The organism is Blastococcus sp. HT6-4 (assembly GCF_039679125.1).
Taxonomy (GTDB): Bacteria; Actinomycetota; Actinomycetes; order Mycobacteriales; family Geodermatophilaceae; genus Blastococcus; species Blastococcus montanus.
In genome coordinates this window covers 2,450,859-2,470,040 of sequence record NZ_CP155551.1, presented here as the reverse complement: position 1 = coordinate 2,470,040, position 19,182 = coordinate 2,450,859, and the positions used below count along the sequence as shown (strand labels likewise).

At 70.7% G+C, this 19,182-nt stretch carries 15 protein-coding genes; 12 read left to right on the top strand and 3 right to left on the bottom strand.

What is annotated here, in order from left to right; translation table 11 throughout:
• Positions 1 to 6: 6 nt before the first annotated feature.
• Positions 7 to 780, top strand: a complete 774-nt coding sequence (locus ABDB74_RS11915) for an amino acid ABC transporter ATP-binding protein (protein ID WP_346618736.1) — start codon at positions 7 to 9, stop codon at positions 778 to 780.
• A complete protein-coding gene (locus tag ABDB74_RS11910; protein WP_346618735.1) occupies positions 777 to 1,889 on the top strand; it encodes a CapA family protein in 1,113 nt (370 codons plus the stop codon). Before ABDB74_RS11915 ends, ABDB74_RS11910 begins: the two co-directional genes overlap by 4 nt.
• Positions 1,890 to 1,978: 89 nt before the next feature.
• On the opposite strand, the gene ABDB74_RS11905 is transcribed toward ABDB74_RS11910, so the two are convergent.
• Positions 1,979 to 2,950 carry a PaaX family transcriptional regulator C-terminal domain-containing protein gene (locus tag ABDB74_RS11905; RefSeq protein WP_346618734.1) on the bottom strand — a complete coding sequence of 324 codons (972 nt, stop codon included), beginning with the start codon at positions 2,948 to 2,950 and terminating at the stop codon, positions 1,979 to 1,981.
• Between the two features lie 351 nt (positions 2,951 to 3,301).
• On the opposite strand from ABDB74_RS11905, the gene ABDB74_RS11900 reads away from it, so the two are divergent.
• From ABDB74_RS11900 to ABDB74_RS11880, 5 genes are all read left to right on the top strand, one after another.
• Positions 3,302 to 4,522, top strand: a complete 1,221-nt coding sequence (locus ABDB74_RS11900; RefSeq protein ID WP_346618733.1) for a CoA transferase — start codon at positions 3,302 to 3,304, stop codon at positions 4,520 to 4,522.
• Between the two features lie 92 nt (positions 4,523 to 4,614).
• Positions 4,615 to 7,008: a 2-hydroxyacyl-CoA dehydratase family protein gene (locus ABDB74_RS11895; RefSeq protein ID WP_346618732.1), complete on the top strand. Its 2,394-nt coding sequence runs from the start codon at positions 4,615 to 4,617 to the stop codon at positions 7,006 to 7,008.
• Positions 7,005 to 7,985, top strand: a complete 981-nt coding sequence (locus tag ABDB74_RS11890; RefSeq protein ID WP_346618731.1) for an amidohydrolase family protein — start codon at positions 7,005 to 7,007, stop codon at positions 7,983 to 7,985. Before ABDB74_RS11895 ends, ABDB74_RS11890 begins: the two co-directional genes overlap by 4 nt.
• A 55-nt stretch (positions 7,986 to 8,040) precedes the next feature.
• Positions 8,041 to 9,252: an MFS transporter gene (locus ABDB74_RS11885; protein ID WP_346618730.1), complete on the top strand. Its 1,212-nt coding sequence runs from the start codon at positions 8,041 to 8,043 to the stop codon at positions 9,250 to 9,252.
• A gap of 115 nt (positions 9,253 to 9,367) precedes the next feature.
• The gene (locus ABDB74_RS11880) at positions 9,368 to 10,774 is read left to right on the top strand and encodes a hypothetical protein (protein WP_346618728.1); all 1,407 of its coding nucleotides are present in this window, start codon (positions 9,368 to 9,370) and stop codon (positions 10,772 to 10,774) included.
• Between the two features lie 238 nt (positions 10,775 to 11,012).
• On the opposite strand, the gene ABDB74_RS11875 is transcribed toward ABDB74_RS11880, so the two are convergent.
• On the bottom strand, positions 11,013 to 11,954 hold the full coding sequence (locus tag ABDB74_RS11875; protein WP_346618726.1) for a PaaX family transcriptional regulator C-terminal domain-containing protein: 942 nt from the start codon (positions 11,952 to 11,954) through the stop codon (positions 11,013 to 11,015).
• A gap of 368 nt (positions 11,955 to 12,322) precedes the next feature.
• Between ABDB74_RS11875 and ABDB74_RS11870 the strand changes: the two genes are divergently transcribed.
• From ABDB74_RS11870 to ABDB74_RS11850, 5 genes are all read left to right on the top strand, one after another.
• On the top strand, positions 12,323 to 13,591 hold the full coding sequence (locus ABDB74_RS11870; RefSeq protein WP_346618725.1) for a prolyl oligopeptidase family serine peptidase: 1,269 nt from the start codon (positions 12,323 to 12,325) through the stop codon (positions 13,589 to 13,591).
• A gap of 150 nt (positions 13,592 to 13,741) precedes the next feature.
• Positions 13,742 to 14,674 (top strand): phosphate/phosphite/phosphonate ABC transporter substrate-binding protein, encoded by a 933-nt coding sequence (locus tag ABDB74_RS11865; protein ID WP_346618723.1) that lies wholly within the window; start codon positions 13,742 to 13,744, stop codon positions 14,672 to 14,674.
• Between the two features lie 293 nt (positions 14,675 to 14,967).
• Entirely contained in the window at positions 14,968 to 15,711 is a 744-nt protein-coding gene (gene phnC / locus ABDB74_RS11860; protein ID WP_346618722.1) for a phosphonate ABC transporter ATP-binding protein, read from the top strand.
• On the top strand, positions 15,701 to 17,347 hold the full coding sequence (gene phnE, locus ABDB74_RS11855; protein WP_346618720.1) for a phosphonate ABC transporter, permease protein PhnE: 1,647 nt from the start codon (positions 15,701 to 15,703) through the stop codon (positions 17,345 to 17,347). The genes phnC and phnE overlap by 11 nt, the downstream gene beginning before the upstream one ends.
• Before the next feature lie 67 nt (positions 17,348 to 17,414).
• The gene (locus ABDB74_RS11850) at positions 17,415 to 18,626 is read left to right on the top strand and encodes a cytochrome P450 (RefSeq protein ID WP_346618719.1); all 1,212 of its coding nucleotides are present in this window, start codon (positions 17,415 to 17,417) and stop codon (positions 18,624 to 18,626) included.
• 50 nt (positions 18,627 to 18,676) lie between these two features.
• Here ABDB74_RS11850 and ABDB74_RS11845 read toward each other — a convergent pair whose 3' ends face one another.
• Entirely contained in the window at positions 18,677 to 19,072 is a 396-nt protein-coding gene (locus ABDB74_RS11845; RefSeq protein ID WP_346618718.1) for a MarR family winged helix-turn-helix transcriptional regulator, read from the bottom strand.
• Positions 19,073 to 19,182: the final 110 nt, after the last annotated feature.

The following is a 19,182-nucleotide window of genomic DNA, read 5'->3' as shown; positions in this document are numbered from 1 at the left end:
ACTCAGATGTCGAAGGTCCTCAGCGCGCACGGTCTGGAGAAGCAGTTCGGCGACGTCCGCGCGCTCGACGGGGTCGACCTGGAGGTCGCAGAAGGTGAGGTCGTCGTCGCGATCGGGCCCTCGGGGTCCGGCAAGTCGACCCTCGTCCGGTGCATCGACCAGCTCGAGCGCATCGACGCCGGATCGATCGAGCTGGACGGCGAGCTGCTCGGCTTCCGCCTGGATCGTCGGGGCGTGCTGCGCAGGCTCCCGGATTCCAGGATCGGAGCTCAACGCCGCCGCATGGGCATGGTCTTCCAGTCGTTCAACCTGTTCGCTCACTTCACCGTCGAGCGCAACGTCTGGGAAGCGCCGGTGCGTGCGCTGGGTCTCTCTCCGGCCGAGGCGAAGGAGCGCGCGCGCGAGCTGCTGGACCGGGTGGGGCTCGCCGACAAGGCCGGTGCCTATCCCCGGGAGCTGTCCGGTGGACAGCAGCAACGTGTCGCGATCGCCCGGACGCTCGCCATGAGGCCGCGGCTCCTGCTCTTCGACGAGCCGACCAGCGCACTGGACCCGGAACTCGTCGGCGAGGTACTGAACGTGATCAAGTCGCTCGCGAGTGAACGGATGACGATGATCGTCGTGACGCACGAACTGCAGTTCGCGCGTGACGTGGCGGACCGCGTCGTCTTCATGGACGCCGGCCGGATCGTGGAGCAGGGGCCGCCGGAGAAGATCTTCGCGAATCCCGAGACCGACCGCCTGCGGAACTTCCTCCAGCGATTCGCGGCGGCGGCATGACGGCAACCGACGAACTCACCATCGTCGGGACGGGTGACCTCGTCCTAGGGATACCGCACGCCGACCGGCTCTTCGGGGCCTGCGCGGAGCACCTTCGCGCTGCTGATGTCGCAGTCGGGCACGTGGAGGTGCCGCACACGGATACGCCGGACCTCCAGGGGCGACCAGGCCTCCCGACCGAGCGGCTGGACGTCCTGCGCGATGTCGGCATCGGCGTCGCCACACTGGCGGGCAACCACGTCTACGACTGCGGCGCCTCAGGGATAGCGGAGACCAGGGCTGCTCTCGAGGCCCGGGGCATCCTTCCCGTCGGCGCGGGTCCGGATCTGGAGGCCGCGCGGCGGCCGGTGACGGTCGAACGCCGGGGGCGGCGCATCGGGTTCCTCAGTTACAACGCGGTAGGGCCGACGTCGACCTGGGCGACGGATTCCAAGGCCGGCTGCGCGTACGTGCGCATCCTGACGGCGTATGAGCTCGACTACGCCAGTCCGGGGGCTCAACCGGAGGTCTTCACGGTCGCCGAACCGCGGAGTCTCTGGGCGATGCAGGGCGACGTCGCTCGTCTCGGTGACGAGGTCGACGTCGTGGTCGTGTCGTTCCACAAGGGGCTGGTGCACGTACCTGCCACGCTCGCGACCTACGAGGTCCAGCTCGGACGCGCGGCGATCGACGCGGGCGCGCACGTCGTCCTCGGTCACCATGGGCACGTCACGCAGGGGATCGAGCTGTACCGCGACCGCCCGATCTATCACGGACTGGGCAACTTCGTCACGGTGACCCCTGTGCTGTCCACGCGTCACGAGGGGGGCAAGGACTCGTGGGCGCAGCGTCGACTGGAACTGTTCGGCTTCCAGCCGGACCCGCGGATGCCGGACTACTACGCCTTCCACCCGGAGAGTCGTCACACGATGCTCGCTTCCGTGCGAGTGGCTCCGGACGGGCGGGTCGAGGCAGGGTTTCTCCCCTGCTGGATCGACGAGACGGCGCAACCCGTCCCGGCCGAGGGAGAGCTGGCGAGAACGGTCGTGGACTACATCCGGCGGTCCGGCGAGCGCGCCGGCCTGTCGACGACCTATGCGCACAGGGACGGTCGCGTCGTCGCCGGCTAGGGCTGGCTCTTCGTGGTCCGGTTCTCGTGCGCGCGTCACGCCCTGTCCGGCGCGTGTCCAGGTCTCCTACGCGGTCGGGGCGGAGTCTCCTACGCGGTCGGGGCGGAGGGGTGCGCAGCCTCCTCGCCGGTGGGGCCCGGGGCCGGCTCGTCGGCGAGGGCCGAGCCGTCGTCCGGGTCCCCGTTCATCGCGTCGAGGAGCAGTCCGGCCTCCCCGCGCTCCAGCAGCCGGGCGAACTCCTTCTCGGCGCCCGGGCTGAGGCGCTCGTGTAGCCGCAGGAACAGTTCATAGGCCGGCACCGCCGGCCAGTCGTCGGGAAGGTGCCGCACCGGCAGCTCTGGGTCGTCGACGAGTGTCTGCTGCCACTCGGTGATGAGCTGCAGGCGCGTGGTCAGGTGACGGTCCGGCCCCGGCTCGAACGACCGCCACGCATCGATGAAGCGGTGATAGCGCTCGGCGATCGAGGGCAGATCCCAGACCTCCCGGGACACCCGCGTCAGGTAGGTGGGATCTGCCGGCTGGGCGTGGAAGACGTCCACCCGATCACGCAGCTCGAGGCGGTCCAGCGTCGCGAAGATGTCGACGACGCCCGGCGCGATCCACAACCCGCTGCGCAGGAGTCCGAAGCCGTTCCACGACAGGGCGACGCGGAGACTGTGCCGCACCGCTCTCTCGTTCTCCGGGATGGAGAAACTCAGGAGAGTCCACGTCTCGTCACCGGACTCGCGCACAGGCACCCGGAAGATTCGGTTCTCGCCTTCCCCCAGCACGGTCCTCAAGGACGGGGAGATGGTGAAGTACGCCCGACGACCCGCTCGGTGTCGTTCCAGGTGGCCGCGGTTCACCATGCGCGTGATGGTGGAACGCGCCGCCTGCAGGGAGACGCCCAGCTCATCGAGCACGTCGATGAGAATGCTCGAGGACACGGCACCCGGGTAATCGAGAGCGTGACGACCCAGGAAGGTGAACAGGAGCGTCTGCGGCCGTAGCCCGTCGCCGGACTGCCGGGCCGCTGCGCCGTCGTGCGGCCCGTTGCCCGTGATGTCCGCGTCTGGGCGCACGATGAATGAACTCCATGATCCTGACGTGGCGCGACTGCGTACGCGCGCTCACGCCATGTTAGTGCAACCGTGGCGACGAGCGTCCGCAAGGCGCATCGCGAGATCAGCCCGTCCCGCCGAGGTGGGAGGACGGCGACGAACCCCAGGCCCAAGGTTGTGCAGAATCCTAGACCCTCGTAACGAGACTGCACTATGGTGAGCGCCACAACGGGTCCCCGTCCAGACCACGCGTGAGCGGCCAGCCGCTCCGCTCCAGGCCTGGGTGACCGAGGGCCCGCGACGCGGTTCGGAGGGCGTGTGATGACCGCAGAACTGGACGATCATGGGGCTGGGCCGGAGGACCGTCGCCCGTTGGCCGGCCTACGGGTGCTCGACCTGACGCGTGCGCTGGCCGGTCCGTACGCGACCCTGTTGCTGGCCGGTCTCGGTGCCGAGGTCGTCAAGGTCGAGGACCCGCGGGGCGGGGACCTGGCTCGGGAGAACAGCCCGTACCTCGGCGCTGACGGCGTGGTCGTCGAACGACGCCTGCCCGACGACGTGTCGTTGTCCCACCTGACTCGCGCCCGCGGCAAGTCGGGCATCACCCTGGACTTCAAGCACCCGCTGGCCCCGGAGATCTTCCGAGAGCTGGTCGCCTCCAGCGACATCGTGGTGGAGAACTTTGCCGCAGGCACCGCACGACGCCTGGGGATCGACTACGAGTCCGCCCGCGCGGTCAACCCCGCGGTCATCTACTGCTCCTTGAGCGGGTTCGGGCAGGACGTCCGCGAGGGCAGCAAAGCCATGGACGTGCTGGTCCAAGCGCTCAGCGGCGTGATGTACACCAGCGGTGAGCCGCACGATCCGCCGGTCCGGCTCGGGATCCCCGTCGCCGACATGCTGGCTCCGGTCTTCGGGGTCATCGGCATCTTGGCCGCGCTGGAGCGGAGGCACCGGACGGGCGAGGGGGAGCGCGTCGACGTCTCGATGCTGGGGGCGCTCACCTCGTTCGTGGCGATCGAGAACTGGGCTGCCATGGCCGAGGCGGGCATGGAGGCGAGGACGGGACGGACGGTGCACCGCCTGTCCCCGTTCGGCGTCTTCGAGTGCAGCGACGGGTTCGTCGCCATCGTCGCCGTGCACGACAAGCTGGCGACCGGCTTGTTCGCGGCGATGGAGGAGCCGCAGCTCGACGATGACGAGCGCTTCGCCACGCGGGACCGGCGGGTGGCCAACGCGCAGGAGCTGGAGAAGCTCATCGAGCACTGGTCGCGGCAATTGTCGACGGCTGAGGTCCTCGCGCGGCTCGAGGCGAACGGCGTCCCCGCGGCGCTCGTACGGGAACCCGTCGAGGCCGTGGCTGACCCACTGGTGACGAGCCGGGGCGAGACCGAGCCGGTCGTGCACCCCATCCACGGGGCCACGGCGAACCTGCACACGGCGGGCATCCCCATCACGTTCACCGTCGGGACCACCGGGTTCGACGACGTCCTGCCGCTGCGGCTGGGCGAGCACAACAATGAGATCTACCGGCGACTCCTCGGCTACGACGAGGCGCGCATGACGTTCCTGCGTGAACAGGGCGCCATCTGATGGCTGGGTCGCCCTTCGCGTCACTGGCTGCCGCGCATGCAGCCCGGCGACGTCCGGAGTCCTGGCCCGACCTCTCGTCGACGGTCCTCCTGGTGGGACACCCGGCCCCCGGCGAACTGGTGCTCGCCGGAGGGCTGGCGCCGGTACAGCTGGTGGCGGATCCGGACAGTCCGACGCCGATCCTCGATGAGGTGGCGGGAGACGTCCGGGTGGGCTGGCGCGGACGCTCGCATCTCGAGCAGATCCTCGCTCTCGGGTCTGCGCCGGCGGCGATCCTCATGGCAGGAAGCACCACCGAGGACGTCCGCGTGTTCAGCGTCCTCCGGGAACTGGAACGCGGCGGCGAGGTCCGGTTGCCCGCTTGCCACTACCTCGACCTGCCAGGCCTCACCCACCGGACTTCCGCGGTCTACCGCCGTCGCCGCCTTGCGGCCGCGATCTCGTGGTTGTCCAGCGTCGCGGGCCGGGAGATCACGCCCGCGTCGGTGCAGGCGGCGTGCGAGGTCTTCGCCGCGCGAGATGCGCTGTTGCGCGTCGTGCGGGACGAGCGCTGCTCGTCGGGGGCTCGGCTCACCGGCCATGCGGCCATCGTGGCGCGCCAGGCGGGGGCCGCGCTCGGTCCCGTTCGCCATCTCGCGCTCCTTCGCGACTTGGTGGACGAGAGCTTCGCCTCGGCACCTGCTCCGGACGGCGCCTCGAGGCGGTTGATCCTGTCGGGCAGCACCCAGGAGGAGCCGTGGCTGTACCGCGCACTGGAGCGCGACGGTCTGGTGGTGCTGGGCGCCCACGACCAGGGGGAGACGGACGGCTGGACGCACGTCCCGTCGGACCCGATCGGGGCGATCGCCGACAGAGTGCTCGACCACGCGGGCCGTAGCGCGGCCTCGGACGGCCTGGTGGTCGACGCCCTGGTCGCGCAGGCGCGCGACCACGACGTGCAGACGATCGTCCACGCCGCCTGGGACGGGGACGAGGTCGCCGCGTGGGACGCCGCTCGCCTGACCCGTATGGCGCCACGGGAGATGGCCGTCGTCACGCTCGCGGGCGCTCCGCACAGCGCCCGGGCCGAGGAATTCGGGAGCTCGTGGCACATCGACGACAACCGTGCCGGGTCCACGATCCCGGCCGCCACGGTGACCGGCCAGTCGACGCCTCCGCCTGCTCGTCCGACCCCTGGCGCCAGTGCTGCGGGCACGGTGCCGCGGTCACGCAAGGTCCTCGCGGTCACCGACGAGTTCTCGTCCTACCAGCGGGAATGGTTCCAGGAGGTCACCGCGCGGGTGCGCGCCGGCGAGCCGTTCGCGGTCGTCGGTGCGGACTACCCGCACGAGATCCTGCGTGCGATGGACATCCCGTACGTGGTCACGCAGTGGTGGTCCTCGATCGTCGGTGCCAAGCGCCTCACGGCCAGCAATGGGGCGGCACTCGAGGCCGCCGGGTACAGCACCCGGGTCGAGGCGTACAGCACGCAGGGCCTGGCCAGCCACCTCGCGGACGAACAGCCGTGGGGCGGTCTTCCGGCTCCCGACATTCTGGGCGCCACCCTCGGAACTGCGCCCACTCATCGGATCTACACGGCGTGGGCCCGCGAGACGGGGGCCAGGTACTACCCTCTCGAGCGGTCGGCGGAGACGCGCTGGCGCATCCCGGTCGACTGGTGGAACCAGCTGCCGCAGCAGTGGGAGGAGACCCTCGAGGCCGAGCGTCTCGACCTGCTCCGCGACGAGATGGTCGGCGTCGTCCGTGGCTTGGAGGCCCAGACCGGGCGGCGCTTCGACGAGTCGCGCTTCGCCGAGGTCCTGGCACTGGCCAACGAGCAGGCCGCCTACTACCGCGAGGCGCGGGACCTGTTGGCCGCGACCGTCCCGGCTCCCGCCGGCGTCGTCGACACGATGCCCGCGACGATGGTGCCGCAGTGGCACCGCGGTACGGAGTGGGCTCGCGACGCGGCACGGTCGCTCCGGGACGAGCTCGCCGACCGCGCCTCCCGTGGGGAGGGTGTCGTACCGCGGGAACAACTGCGCCTCATGTGGGTCGGGCGAGGCCTGTGGGGCGATACCGCCCTCTATCAGCATCTCGAGCAAAGTCACGGCGCCGTGTTCGTGTGGTCGATGTACCTGGGCCTCGCCGCCGACGGCTACGAGCGGCAGTGCGGAGAGGGGCAGGATCCGCTCCGCGCGCTGGCCAGCCGGTTCGTGACCATGGGCGACGAACTCCGCATGCCGACCTGGGCCGGCGCCTGGCACGTCAAGGAGGCCCGCCAGCACGCCGTCGACGCGGCCGTGGCCATCGCCGACGCCGACCCCTTCGTCCTCCGCAGCTTGGAGAAGGCCGGCATCCCCGTGCTCCGTCTCCCGATCGAGAACCTCTCGACAGGGGGTGAGGAGTCCGCACGTCGTGCGCTCGAGCGGTTCGTCGACGGCCTCGATCCTGCGCGGACCGACCCATCGTCCACCGGCAAGAGTGATCGGAGTACGCGTCCATGACCTTGATCGACGTCCACACGCACATGCTGACCGAGGAGTACGTCTCCTTCATCGGTCAGTCCGATTCCAAGTACGAGCTCAGGGAAGACACTCAGCTCGCCCGCACGACCGGTCTTCCGGCCGTGTGCATCAAGGACCTGCCGTACGGGTTCATGATGCCCACCCCGGCGATGATGGACTACGACCTCCGGCTGGCGAAGATGGACGAGGCGGGCGTCAGCGTGGCGATCCTGTCCCTGAGCTGTCCCCAGGCCAACCTCGGCCGCGAGCCGCTCGCGCTCAAGGCGGCCCAGCACATGAACGACCAGTTCGCCGCCGCCCACGATCGGTACGGCGACCGCATCCGGTTCATCGCCACCCTGCCGTGGCAGTTTCCCGAGGCGGCGATCGGGGAGCTCGAGCGGGCGATCGACATGGGTGCCGTAGGTGTGGGCATCCTGTCGAACATCGACGGTGTCTCGATCGTGGACCAGCGGTTCACGCGCGTCTGGGACGCCGTCGAGCGGAGCGGGCTGCCGGTGTTCATCCACCCGACCGCGCCGCTCGGGATCTACGAGATCGCGCAACAGGGCATGAGCAATGCCGTGGGCTTCCACTTCGACACCACCCTCGCGATCGAGCGCATGATGGCCACGGGTTTCCTCGACCGGTACTCGAAGCTGCGTGTCATCGGCGCGCACGCCGGCGGCACTCTGCCGTTCGTGATCGGACGGCTGGAGAAGTACCCGACCACGGCGGCCAAGCCGCCGTCTGCCTACCTGCACCAGATCTACGCGGACTCCCTCGCCTTCTCCCCGGGGGCGCTCCGCCTCACGGTGGACACCTTCGGTGCCGACCACGTGATGTACGGCAGCGACTACCCCCACAACAACGACGTCGAGCGGATGGCCTACTTCGCCGAGATGCTGAACGCCCTCGAATCCGACGAGGGGGAAGCGGTCCGTTCAGGCTCCGCCCAGTCCCTGTTCGACCTCTGATGCGGCCCTGACGCGCTTCTCGCTCCGCAGAGTCCCGGCGGACGGTGCCGAGGCGGTGCTGCGCGGTGACTTCCTGGTCTTCGCCGCCGGAGCGCTCTCCTCCGGCGTCGGCGTGTGGATGCTCCGGCTGGGGCAGACCCTCGTCCTGCTCCAGGTGCCCGGCGCTTCCGGCTGGACGCTGGGGCTGCTGGCCGCCCTGCAGATGGCGCCGGTGATCCTGCTCAGCCCGGCCATCGGGGCGCTCGCGGACCGGGTCCCCCGAGTCCGGCTGCTGCTCGCGGGGCAGATCCTCATGACCGCGGTCGCAGCCGTCGAAGGTGCGCGGGTCCTGCTCGGCTCGTACGTGGCGTGGCAGTCGCTCGCGCTCGCGGCCGCACTGGGTCTGGCGGCCACGTTCGACCACCCGGTGCGGCTGTCGACGGTCGCTGACATTCTGCCGCCACCCCAGCTGTCCCGTGGCGTGGGCGCCGTCGTCGTCACCACCCAACTCGGGCGGGTCATCGGGCCGGCCCTGTGCGCCGCGCTGACCGCAGCGTTCGGGCTGGCATCCGTCTTCGTGGCTTGCGTCGCGCTCTTCGGCGTGTTCACCGCCGTGCTGGTGACGCCGGGGGTGCGCGGCGCCCGGCGGAGCGGGCCACGGGGCGGCGGTCTCCGGCGAGCACTGCGGTCGATCCGCGACGACCGGCGGCTGCGGGCGGCCTTCTGGTTCGTCGGCTTCGGTGGCGTCGTCGGGCCCAACCTCACCACCCTGTCCGCCCTCATGGTCGACGACGTCTTCGGCGGGGGGCCACCGGAGGTGAGTCTGGCTGCGCTCGCGTTGGCCGTCGGCGCCGTGGGAGGAGCCTTGGTGACGACCCTGCGGCGCCGGGTTCCGAGTTCCGGGTCGCTGGCCCTCGCCACGCTCGCGTGCGGCGCCACCGCCGGATCGTCCGGCCTGGCGCCGAACTACGCCTCTTACCTGGCCGTCCTCGTGTTGAGCGGTGCCGCGGCGATCTTCATGGCTGCTCAGGGCAACGCGCTGGTACAGGTCGTCGTGCCGGACGACGTGCGCGGCATGGTCTCCGCCCTGTTCACGACCACTCTGATCATCGGGGTACCGCTCGGATCGCCACTGCTCGGATGGGGGGCAGACGTCCTCGGCCCCCGATGGAGCGCAGGGTTGGCCGGCGTCGTCGTGGTCGGCGCCGCATGCCTCGTCTGGGGCGGTACGCGAGACACGGCGACCGCATCTGAAGGTCCCACCCGCGCGTCGGGCGCGTGGTCGTAACCCTGCGTTCGCCGACGGATCGACGCATGTTGACACGGGCGGCAGATGGGTCGACGCTCGTCACATCGCTGCCCAGTGATTCACAACACAATCCCCGAGCGAGAGGAAACGCCACGTGCCTTTCCAGCCCCGCAGAACCATGACCCTCGTCGCGGCAGTCGCCGCCGCGTCGACCCTCACCGGCGTCGGCGCGGCCCAGGCCGAGCCGGTCTCATCGCCACCGCCGGGCGGCACGCCCTGTCTCGAGGGGGCGCCGGCCGAGCCCACGTGCATCTCTGGCACGTTGGCCGACGGGACCCCTTACCAGTTCGTGGTGCCGTCGGACTGGAACGGCACGGTCGTCGTCGCGCTCGACTTCGCGCCCTCCGGAGAGAGGCAGGCCCTCACCCAACGGCTCCTGGACGACGGCGTGGCGCGGGGCGGCACGACCCGTGACGTGACCGGCTGGGACATCCGGGGTGCGATCGACAACCAGGCCGAGGCGCTGGCGCGATTCGAAGAGGCGTACGGGCCGGCCCGGCACGCGATCGCATCGGGCAACTCGATGGGCGGATTCGTCGCGGCCGGCACGGCGCAGGTGCATCCGGACGTCTTCGACGCGGCGGTGCCGTTCTGCGGTGGCCTCGGCGGCTCGGTGGCTCAGTGGAACCAGAAGCTCGACACGGTCTTCGTCCTCGAGCGCCTGATCGCACCGGGACTCCCCGTGATCGACATCCCGGAGGACATCGAGGCGGCGCGCCGGCTCTGGTTCGACGCCCTCGGGGAGGCGCAACAGACCCCTGAGGGCCGAGCCCGGATCGCCTTGGCTGCCGCGATCGGGCAGGTGCCTGCGTGGGGTGCGCTGCCCGACCGCACGCCGACGCCGCGTCCGGGCGACCGCGACGTCGAGGCGCTGCAGGAGGGCGCGTACCTGGCCCTCGCGGGCGGCCCGCTGCCCTACATGGGGCAGGCGATGAGCAGCCGGCGCGCCATCATGGAGGTGGTCGGCGGCAACCCGTCCTGGAACACGGGGGTCGACTACGAGGATCAGCTGCGCTCCGCCGATCCGGCCCTCCGGCGCGCCGTCCGCGAGCTGTACCGGGAGGCGGATCTCGACCTCCGGGCGGATCTCGGCACCCTGGCGGATGCCCCCCGTGTCGCCGCGGACCCCGCAGCGGTCGAGCGCTTCGCCGAGGGCATCGTCTTCGACGGCGACCCGGAGATCCTTGTGCTGAACGTGTCGAACATCGGCGACCAGATCTCCACCGTGGCTCAGGACGGGTACTACGCCGACACGGTGCGACGCTCCGGCGCCAACCCGCTGTTCCGGCAGGTATGGGTGGAATCGGTCGGCCACTGCGCCTTCTCGCTGGGCGAGCAGGAGGCGGCGCTGCAGACGATGTTCGACCGGCTGGAGTCCGGCCACTGGCCCTCCACGAACCCGCGCTCCCTGAACGAGCGCGCGCGGGCACTCGACAGCGCAGGACCGGCACGCTTCATCACCTACGACCCGCCGCGATTCAACCGCCCTTACGGCGGCTGACGGCTGTGGGCGCCGCGGTTCGTCGCGGCGCCCACGCCCGGCCGGGGCGTGATGAGGGACGGCTGTCGGTCGGCGGTGGGGGGAAGCGGTCGAAGTCCGCGGTGGTCGTCTCCCCGGATCCGGCCGGCTCGGCGTCGCCCGATGACGTGCGAGCCCGTCAGCCTCGATCCGGCGGGGGCCGTCACCGGCGGGCCGGTCACCTCACGGGGCCGTCAGCGAGCTGTGTGGGGCAGCGCCGTCAGGCGGTGCCCGCTCCTCCGTGGTGGTCGTGCCCCTCCGGCGGTGCGGTGACGAAGTGCGTGACCAGGGCGGCGGCTTCCGGTGCGTGCTGGGTGAACAGCGCTCGGAGACGCTCCTCCGCGAGGGGGCCCAGCCTGCGGTGCAGGTCGAGGAAGAGATCCCGTGCGTCGGGTCGCGGCCAGTTCGCGGGCAGCATGTGGCTCGGCAGATCGGGGTCGTCGTCGGCGAAGTTGCGCCACGCGTCCATGAGTTCGGTCCGGGCGACGAGTGCTTCCGAGGAGGTGATGCGTCCGGCCCTCGCGCGGGCCGCTTCGGGTCGGAACCGGCGGATGAACTCCTCGTAGCGGGCCCCGAGCGCAGTCAGGTCGAAGGCGTCTGCTGGGCCATGGGGACCTCCCCCGTCCGGAAATCGAGCTTCCATCACCGTCCACCGGGCCTCGCGGAGGTCGTCGAGCGCGTTGCGCACGGACGTCGACACCGCAGCGGTGTCCTCTCCCGGCTTGATCCACACGCTGTCGTACAGCCGCACGAAGCCCAGCTGGGTCAGCACCCGCCGGAGTCCGTGTCGTTGCGCCTGCAGGCCCTCCGGCAGGGAGAAGGAGACGACGGTCCAGTCGCCGGTCCACGGTCGTGCCTGTGCTCCGAACGTGAGGAAGTGGTGCATCCGCGCCCGGTGCCTGGCGCGCGCCTGGGGGGTGAGCTGGTACGACGTCTGGCGGCCCGCACGGCTGCCGGCGATCAGGCCGCGGCGGATCAGTCGGGACAGAGCGGTCCGTGCGCTGGACTCGCTGATCCCGAACTCGGCCAGCATCGCGACGATCGCGGACGAGGGCAGTGAGACCTCCGACGGGAAGTACTCGCCCAAGACGGTGGCGAGCAGATGCTGCGGACTCGAACCGGCCTGCGACCGGGGGATGTCCAGGTCACGTGCTGTCTCCACAGGCACCACCTCCGCATCGACTCATGCCGATCCCATACCTCGCATCCCCACCGTGCGCTCCAGCAGATCCTGGGATTCTCAGCGCTCGCCATCACGTGGCACAGACCGGATCGACATTGTTTGCAGAAGCCTTGACCGTGGTTGCATGCTACTGCAAAGTGAGGCCCCTCACACGATCGTGGAGGTTCACGATCGTTTACACCCACAACGATCGGAGCGTGTCCGTGCGTCGCGTGCCAGAGCCCGACCGATCTGTTCGGCGTCCTCGCCGTGGGCTCCGCCGTCGCCTGGCCACCGCGGCGGGCGCCGCACTGGTCGTGACGGTGGCGCCCGGCATCCCTTCCGCCGCCGCGGCGGAAGACATCCGCGTGGTCAGAGGGGACCTCACCAGCGGAGCCCGGTACGTCGTCGAGGCGCCCGCCGACTGGAACGGCACCCTCCTCGTCTGGTCGCCGGGGTACATCGGCGGACGTCCCGGGGGTGAGGCGACGGCGGGTCCCGGCGGTGTCACGCGTTCGTGGCTGCTGGACGAGGGCTACGCCCTCGCGTCGTCGAAGCCCGTCGGCAACGGATGGGCTGTCGAGGAGCTGCTCCGTGACCAGGTGGAGGTCGTGGGCGTCAGCGCCGCCGAGCTGGGTGCGACGCCGGAGCGGACGATCGCTTGGGGTGACTCGATGGGCGGCCTGACCTCGGCCGCACTGGTCGAGAACCATCCGGAGACGTTCGACGGAGCGCTCCCCATCTGCGCGTCGGTGGCCGGCGGCGTCGGGATGCTGAACCAGGGTCTCGACGGGTCGTTCGTCTTCAGGACGCTACTGGCCCCGGACGACGACCGGCTCCAGCTGGTCGACGTCACCGACGAGCGGCTGAGGACCACTGCGGCGCGCGAGGTCCTCACCGCCGCACAGGAGACTCCCGCGGGACGGGCGAGGATCGCGTTCGCGGCGGCGGTCGCCCAGTTGTCCACGTGGTCGGCCGAAGGGACGCCGGAGCCAGGACCCCGGGATTGGGCAGCTCAGCAGCTCCAGCAGCAGTCCGCGTTCATGTTCGCCGTGTTCTCGCCTCGCCAGCCCCTCGAGCAGCGGGCGGGCGGCAACTTCTCCTGGAACGTCGGAGTGGACTACCACCAGCAGCTGGTGCAGTCGGGCAGCGCAGACCTGGTACGAGCTCTCTACCGCGAGGCCGGCCTCGATCTGGACGCGGACCTCGCGGCTCTCGCTGCGGCCCCGCGGATCGCCGCAGACCGCGAGGCCGTGGACTACATGCTCGCCAACGCCACTCCGCGGGGTGCCATCCAGCGGCCGGTTCTGACGCTGCACGAGACGGGGGACAACGCGCCACAGGTGACACAGGCGCGGGCCTACGCCGATGCGGTCACGGCCGCCGGCAGCCACCAGTTCCTCCGGCAGGCCTTCGTCGACCGCCCGGGACACTGCCGGTACAGCGCATCCGAGCGCGCCGCGCTGCTGCGCACTCTCGAAGAGCGGATCGAGTCCGGACGCTGGGCCGCGACGGCCAGCGCGAAGAACCTCGCCGAGACGGAGGCGGCGATCGATGCCGAGACCGCCCTCGACCTGGGCGAGGCCGGGTTCGTGGACTACCGCCCCGACCGCTTCCTGCGGGCCTACTACCCCTGAGGTCGTCCGACCTGCCCTCCGACGCAGAACTCGACGTCGGCCGGACCTGACGCCGGCTGTCCTGCGCCCCCTCTCCCGCACTTCCGGAAGCCCGACCTTGGAGACAGAGACATGAACGTCCGAAAGAGCGCGTCCGTCGCGACGATCGCAGTGGCAGCACTGGTGCTCAGCGCCTGCGGGGGCTCCGACGAGGGAGGCGGCGAGCAGGAGCCGCTCGTGTTCGCCGCCGTTCCGTCGGAGGAGAGTGAACAGCTCGAGGCGTCTTTCGAACCGCTGCTCGCCGCCCTGGAGGAGGACCTCGGCGTGCCGATCGAGTTCGAAGCGGTGACCTCCAACGCCGGTGTCATCGAGGCCCAGGTGGCCGAACGGGTGGACATCGCTGTCTACGGGGCCTTCAGCTACCACCTGGCGAGCACGCGCGCAGAGGTCGAGCCGATCGCCGCGCCCATCCAGGGGCCCGGGATGGAGCCCGGCGCGGTCACCTACGGCGTCGTGCGCAGCGACGACTCGAGCATCCAGTCCCTCGAGGATGCGGCGGGCAAGGACATCTGCTTCACCGACCCCGGCTCGACGACCGGCTACCTGCAGCCGCTGGCGGCCCTGTTGGAGGCCGGGGTCGATCCCGAGGCGGACGCGCAGGCGGTCTTCACCGGCGGCCACGACACGTCCGTGGCGTCGCTCCTGGCCGGTGACTGCGACCTCGCCTTCGTCGGCGACGTCTTCATCGACCGCCTCCTGCCGGCCCGAGGACTGCTCGACCCGGCGGCCGTCACGAAGGTCTGGACGTCTCCGACGATCCCCGCGCCGCCCCTCGTCGTCGGTACCTGGCTCCCCGAGGAGACCCGCGCCCAGATCGAGGAGACGGTGACGTCCCGGACGGCGGCGGAGATGGCCGAGGCCGGATTCTGCGAGGGCAGCGAGATCGACGGGCCGGAGAGCTGGGGTGACCAGGCGGGGGTGGCGGCCTGCACCATCGACGCCTCCAACGCATGGGCGTTCGTTCCCGCGTCGGCGGAGGACTACGAGCCCATCGCGCGGATCTGCGAGATCACCGAGGCCGAGGTCTGCACCGAGGGCGAGTGACGCCAGGTTCGCCGACAGCCGAGCCGTCCCGTCTCGCCCGCTCCTGCGGCGCCCGGGACCGGGGCGCCGTACGGATCGACGTAGGAGGTCGCCGTGCCGTTCATGCCGCCAGCCGCCTGGCGCCGTCGGCGACCCTCTGACGGGTGCACGAAGAGAAGATGAGACGACCCATGGGCACACGCAGTTCCGGGCAGGTCCGGCAGGAGCCGATCTCCAGCGCACAGAAGGATGTGGCGGCCATGGCGGATGCCGAGCCACCCAGGGCCGATCAGACGCGGGGCAGCGTCCTGGAGGTGAGCGACGCCACCAAGCGGTTCGACGACAAGCTCGTCCTCCACGACGTCGACCTGCGGGTCGAGCGCGGGCAGTTCGTCGCCCTCGTCGGTCCCTCGGGAGCCGGCAAGTCGACCCTGCTGCGGCTGATCAACGGGATGCACCGCGCCGACGGGGGATCGGTGCGGACGCTGGGGGTGGATCCCGGTTCCTGCTCCCGGGCAGAGCTGCGGCGGTTGCGGGGACGTGTCGGCTTCGTCTTCCAGCAGTTCGGGCTCGTGGGTCGGCTCACCGCGATGGAGAACGTGCTGATGGGAGGGCTGGCCACGCTCCGTCTCCCACGCTACGGCGTCGTGAGCTACCCCCGTGAGCTGCGCGTGCAGGCGGTCGACCAGCTGGAGCGGGTCGGTCTCGTGGACCGACGCTTCCAGCGCTGCGACACCTTGTCGGGAGGGCAACAGCAGCGCGTCGCCATCGCGCGAACCCTCGTGCAGCGTCCCGAGCTGGTGCTGGCCGACGAGCCCGTGGCCTCACTGGACCCGGCGGCGAGCCGGCTCGTGCTCTCCACGCTCAAGCGGATCTGCGTGGAGGACGGCATCACGGTGGTCTGCAGCCTGCACCAGGTGGAGCTCGCGCTGGAGGTGTCGGACCGGGTCGTCGCCCTCAACGACGGCCGGGTGGTGCTGGACGCCCCGACGGCCACGCTCACCGCCGACGCGCTGCACGGGATCTACGACGAGCCGGACACGGCTGATGCCCACTGACACCAGGCTGCGTCCGGGGGAGCCGACCCTCTCCCGGTCGGACCCGTTGCGGCCGCCCGTGCGACTGCGCAGCCTCCTCGTCGCTGCCCTGCCCCTGCTGGCACTGGTCGTCACCCTCGTAGGCTTCTGGTGGATCGAGGTGTCGATCCCGGCGCTGGTCGACGGTCTCGACGACACCGGCCGCCTCCTCGCGCGGATGCTGCCCCCCGTCGTGGCCGAGCCAGCCGACCTGTTGAGCCTGCTCCTGGAGACACTGCTCATCGCCGTCGCAGGCACGGGGCTGGCAACACTGTGCTCGGTACCTCTCGCGTTCGTCGCGGCAGGCACCTTCGAGGGCGCACGACCGCTCCAGGCCGTCGTGCGAGCGGTCATCGTGCTGACTCGGGCGATCCCGACCCTGGTCTTCGCCATCCTCTTCGTCCGGGCCTTCGGACTGGGACCGCTGGCCGGAGCACTGGCGGTCGCCGTCCACTCCATCGGCATGATCGCCAAGCTGATGGCGGATGCCATCGAGGAGGTCGACCCCGTCCCGACCGAGGCCGTCCGGGCCTGTGGTGCGAGCCGCATGCAGGTCGCGGTCTCCAGCGTCCTCCCCAGAGTCATGCCGGCCTTCGTCAGCACCGTCCTGTACCGGCTGGACATCAACGTCCGCGCGTCGGCGATCCTCGGCATCGTCGGCGCCGGCGGCATCGGTGTCGCCCTCCAGACGGCGCTCGGGAGCCTGAACTACCGGCGTGCCGCTGGGATCATCGCCGTGATCATCGGTCTGATCCTGCTGCTGGAACTGTTGTCCGTGCTCATCCGGCGCAGGGTCAGCGTGCATGCCGGGGCCTCGTCCGGCGTCGTCCTCTCGGAGGGCAGGGACCCGCACACCCCGGGGTGGGGGAGGGGGCGCCTCTCGCGCAGCGCCGGTGTGATCGGCGTGATCGGCCTGTTCGCCTGGTCGCTGTCGTCCCTTGATGCCGATCTGCAGCGGCTCCTGGATGCGTGGCCGCGCGTGCAACTGATCCTCTCGGGGATGTGGCCGCCCGTCTTCTCCGCAGAGATCGTCACGGGCGTGCTCGAGAGTCTGTTGATGGCGGTCTCGGCGACGGTCGTAGGTGTGGTCCTCGGCCTCGTCCTGGCCATGCTCACGGCGCACAACGTGACGCCGCTCGGACCGCTCTCCGCCGTCGTGCGGTCCGTCGTCGTGGTCCTTCGCGGCATCCCCGACCTCGTCTACGCCCTGCTGTTCGTCGCGGCCCTGGGACTCGGTCCGTTTCCCGGCTTCCTCGCCCTGTCGATCAGCTGCACGGCGCTCGCGGCGAAGTTCTTCACCGACGCCCTCGAGCAGCTCGACCCGGTGCCGCTGGAGGCACTGCGTGCGGTGGGCGCGACGAGGTGGCAGGTCCTGGTGAGCGGGCTGTTCCCCCAGTTCGTGCCCTCCCTTACCAGCAACAGCCTCTTCGTCTGCGACCTGGCGCTGCGGGAGTCGATCGTCCTGGGGATCGTCGGGGCCGGGGGAATCGGCTTCCTGCTGCAGGAATCGATCGCGACTCTCCGCTACGACGTCACAAGCGCGATCCTCATCGTGATCGCCGTCGTCGTCTTCTCCATCGAGAGCCTCGCGCGCTGGGCCAGGAGCCACGTCCTGTGAACCCCCGGCGCGGGGCCAGCTTCGGCCCGACCGCACGTCCGTCGACCAACCCCGAAAGGGGCAACCCGTGACCGTCCCCGAGCACGACGACTTCGATCCCACGTCCACTGACGACCCCCGGGAGCTGCACGCCGTCTACGACGACCTCCGGGCCCGCTGCCCGGTCGCGCACACCAGCGCGCACGGGGGGTACTGGGCGCTCACCCGGCACGAGGACGTCAAGGCCGCGGCCGGCGACTCCCGGTTGTTCATCTCATCCGTCCGCGCCGTCGTCCCCAGCGACCCCCGCGGCCTCCGGAGGCCGCCACTCAACTTCGACGCGCCGCGCCACACCCCGTACCGCCGTGCGTTGGACCGGACCCTGCAGCGCCGGCGTCTCGGGCGCCTGGAGCCCGTCCTCCGGGACCACGCCCGCCGGGAGCTCGGGGTGATGATCGCGCGAGGCGAGGGAGACATCGCCGCGGAGTTCGGCTCCGACTTCCCGGCCTGGGTCACCACCGAGTGGCTCAACCTCGACCGGGAGGTGGCACCCGTCCTCGCGCGGACGGCATCGGCCTGGGTCGACGCCTGGCGGAACCTCGACCGCGACGTCGTCAACGAGATGAGCGAGCAGATGTACCAGATCGCACGCGACCTGGTGAGTTCGCGCGCCGTCGATCCGATGGACCCGGTCGTCGACCCGGCGAGCTCCTTGCTGGCGGAGCGGGTCGACGGGGAGCCCCTGGAGCAGGAACAGATCGTGGGCGCCCTGCGGCAGAGCCTCGTGGTCGGCATGGTCGCGCCACCCATCCTGATCGCCGCGGTGTGCGAGCACCTCTCCGCCGACCCGGATCTCCAGCACCACCTCCGGACACATCCGGAGGAGATCCCCGCGGCGGTCGAGGAGTTCGTCCGGCTCTACACGCCCTACCGCGGCTTCGCCCGGACGGTGTCGGAGGAGGTCGAGCTGAGGGGACGCACCATCCGGCCAGAGGAGCCGGTCACGCTGGTGTACGCGGCCGCCAACCGTGACCCGGAGGTCTTCGAGGAGCCGCACGAGTTCCGGCCGGACCGCGCCAACATCCACGAGCACCTCGGCTTCGGGCGCGGGCGCCACCAGTGTGCGGGCATGCCGCTGGCGCGGATGATGCTCCGCCTGGCGTTGGAGGAGCTACTGACCGCCACGGAGAGCTTCGAGGTCATGCGAGTCGGTGCCGGGGCGCGGATGCCGGAGATCGGGCCGACCGAACTCCACGTCCGGTTCACGGCTGCGGGGCCGGCGCACGCAACGGGGAGCTGAGGCCGCCGCAGCGCCTCGTGCACGGGACCGGTTCGGGGACCGCCAAGCCGTCAGCCGGACCGGGCGATGAGTCCGGTGACCGTGGAACCGGCCAGCTTGTTCATCAGCCGACGGAGATCGGCGGCCTCGTCATCGTCGAGATGGCCCAGCAGATCGGCTTGTGCTCGGTCGATCAGGCCCGCCGCTCGTTCTCGCAACCGCTGCCCCTCGCGGGTCGGAACGACGAGGTTCGTCCGTCGATCGGTCGGTGACGTGCGCCGTTCGACCAGGCGGGTGGCGGCCAGCACGTCGACCAACCCGACCACCTGGCTCGGATCGAGACCGAGGCTGATCGACAGTTCGCGCTGGGTGATACCCCCGGGCAGGTCGGTCGCCAGGGCCAGCGCGGCGTAGGACCGCGCCTTCAGGCCGACCTCGGCGAGTGCGCGGTTGCTGACTCGAGTCATCAGCGCGCTGAGGCGGGCTGCGAGGAACCGACATCATGCATGAGGTCGAGACGGGACGAGGGGCCACTCATGACCACATTGTCGTGTCCTCGGGCGCGGATCACGCTGCC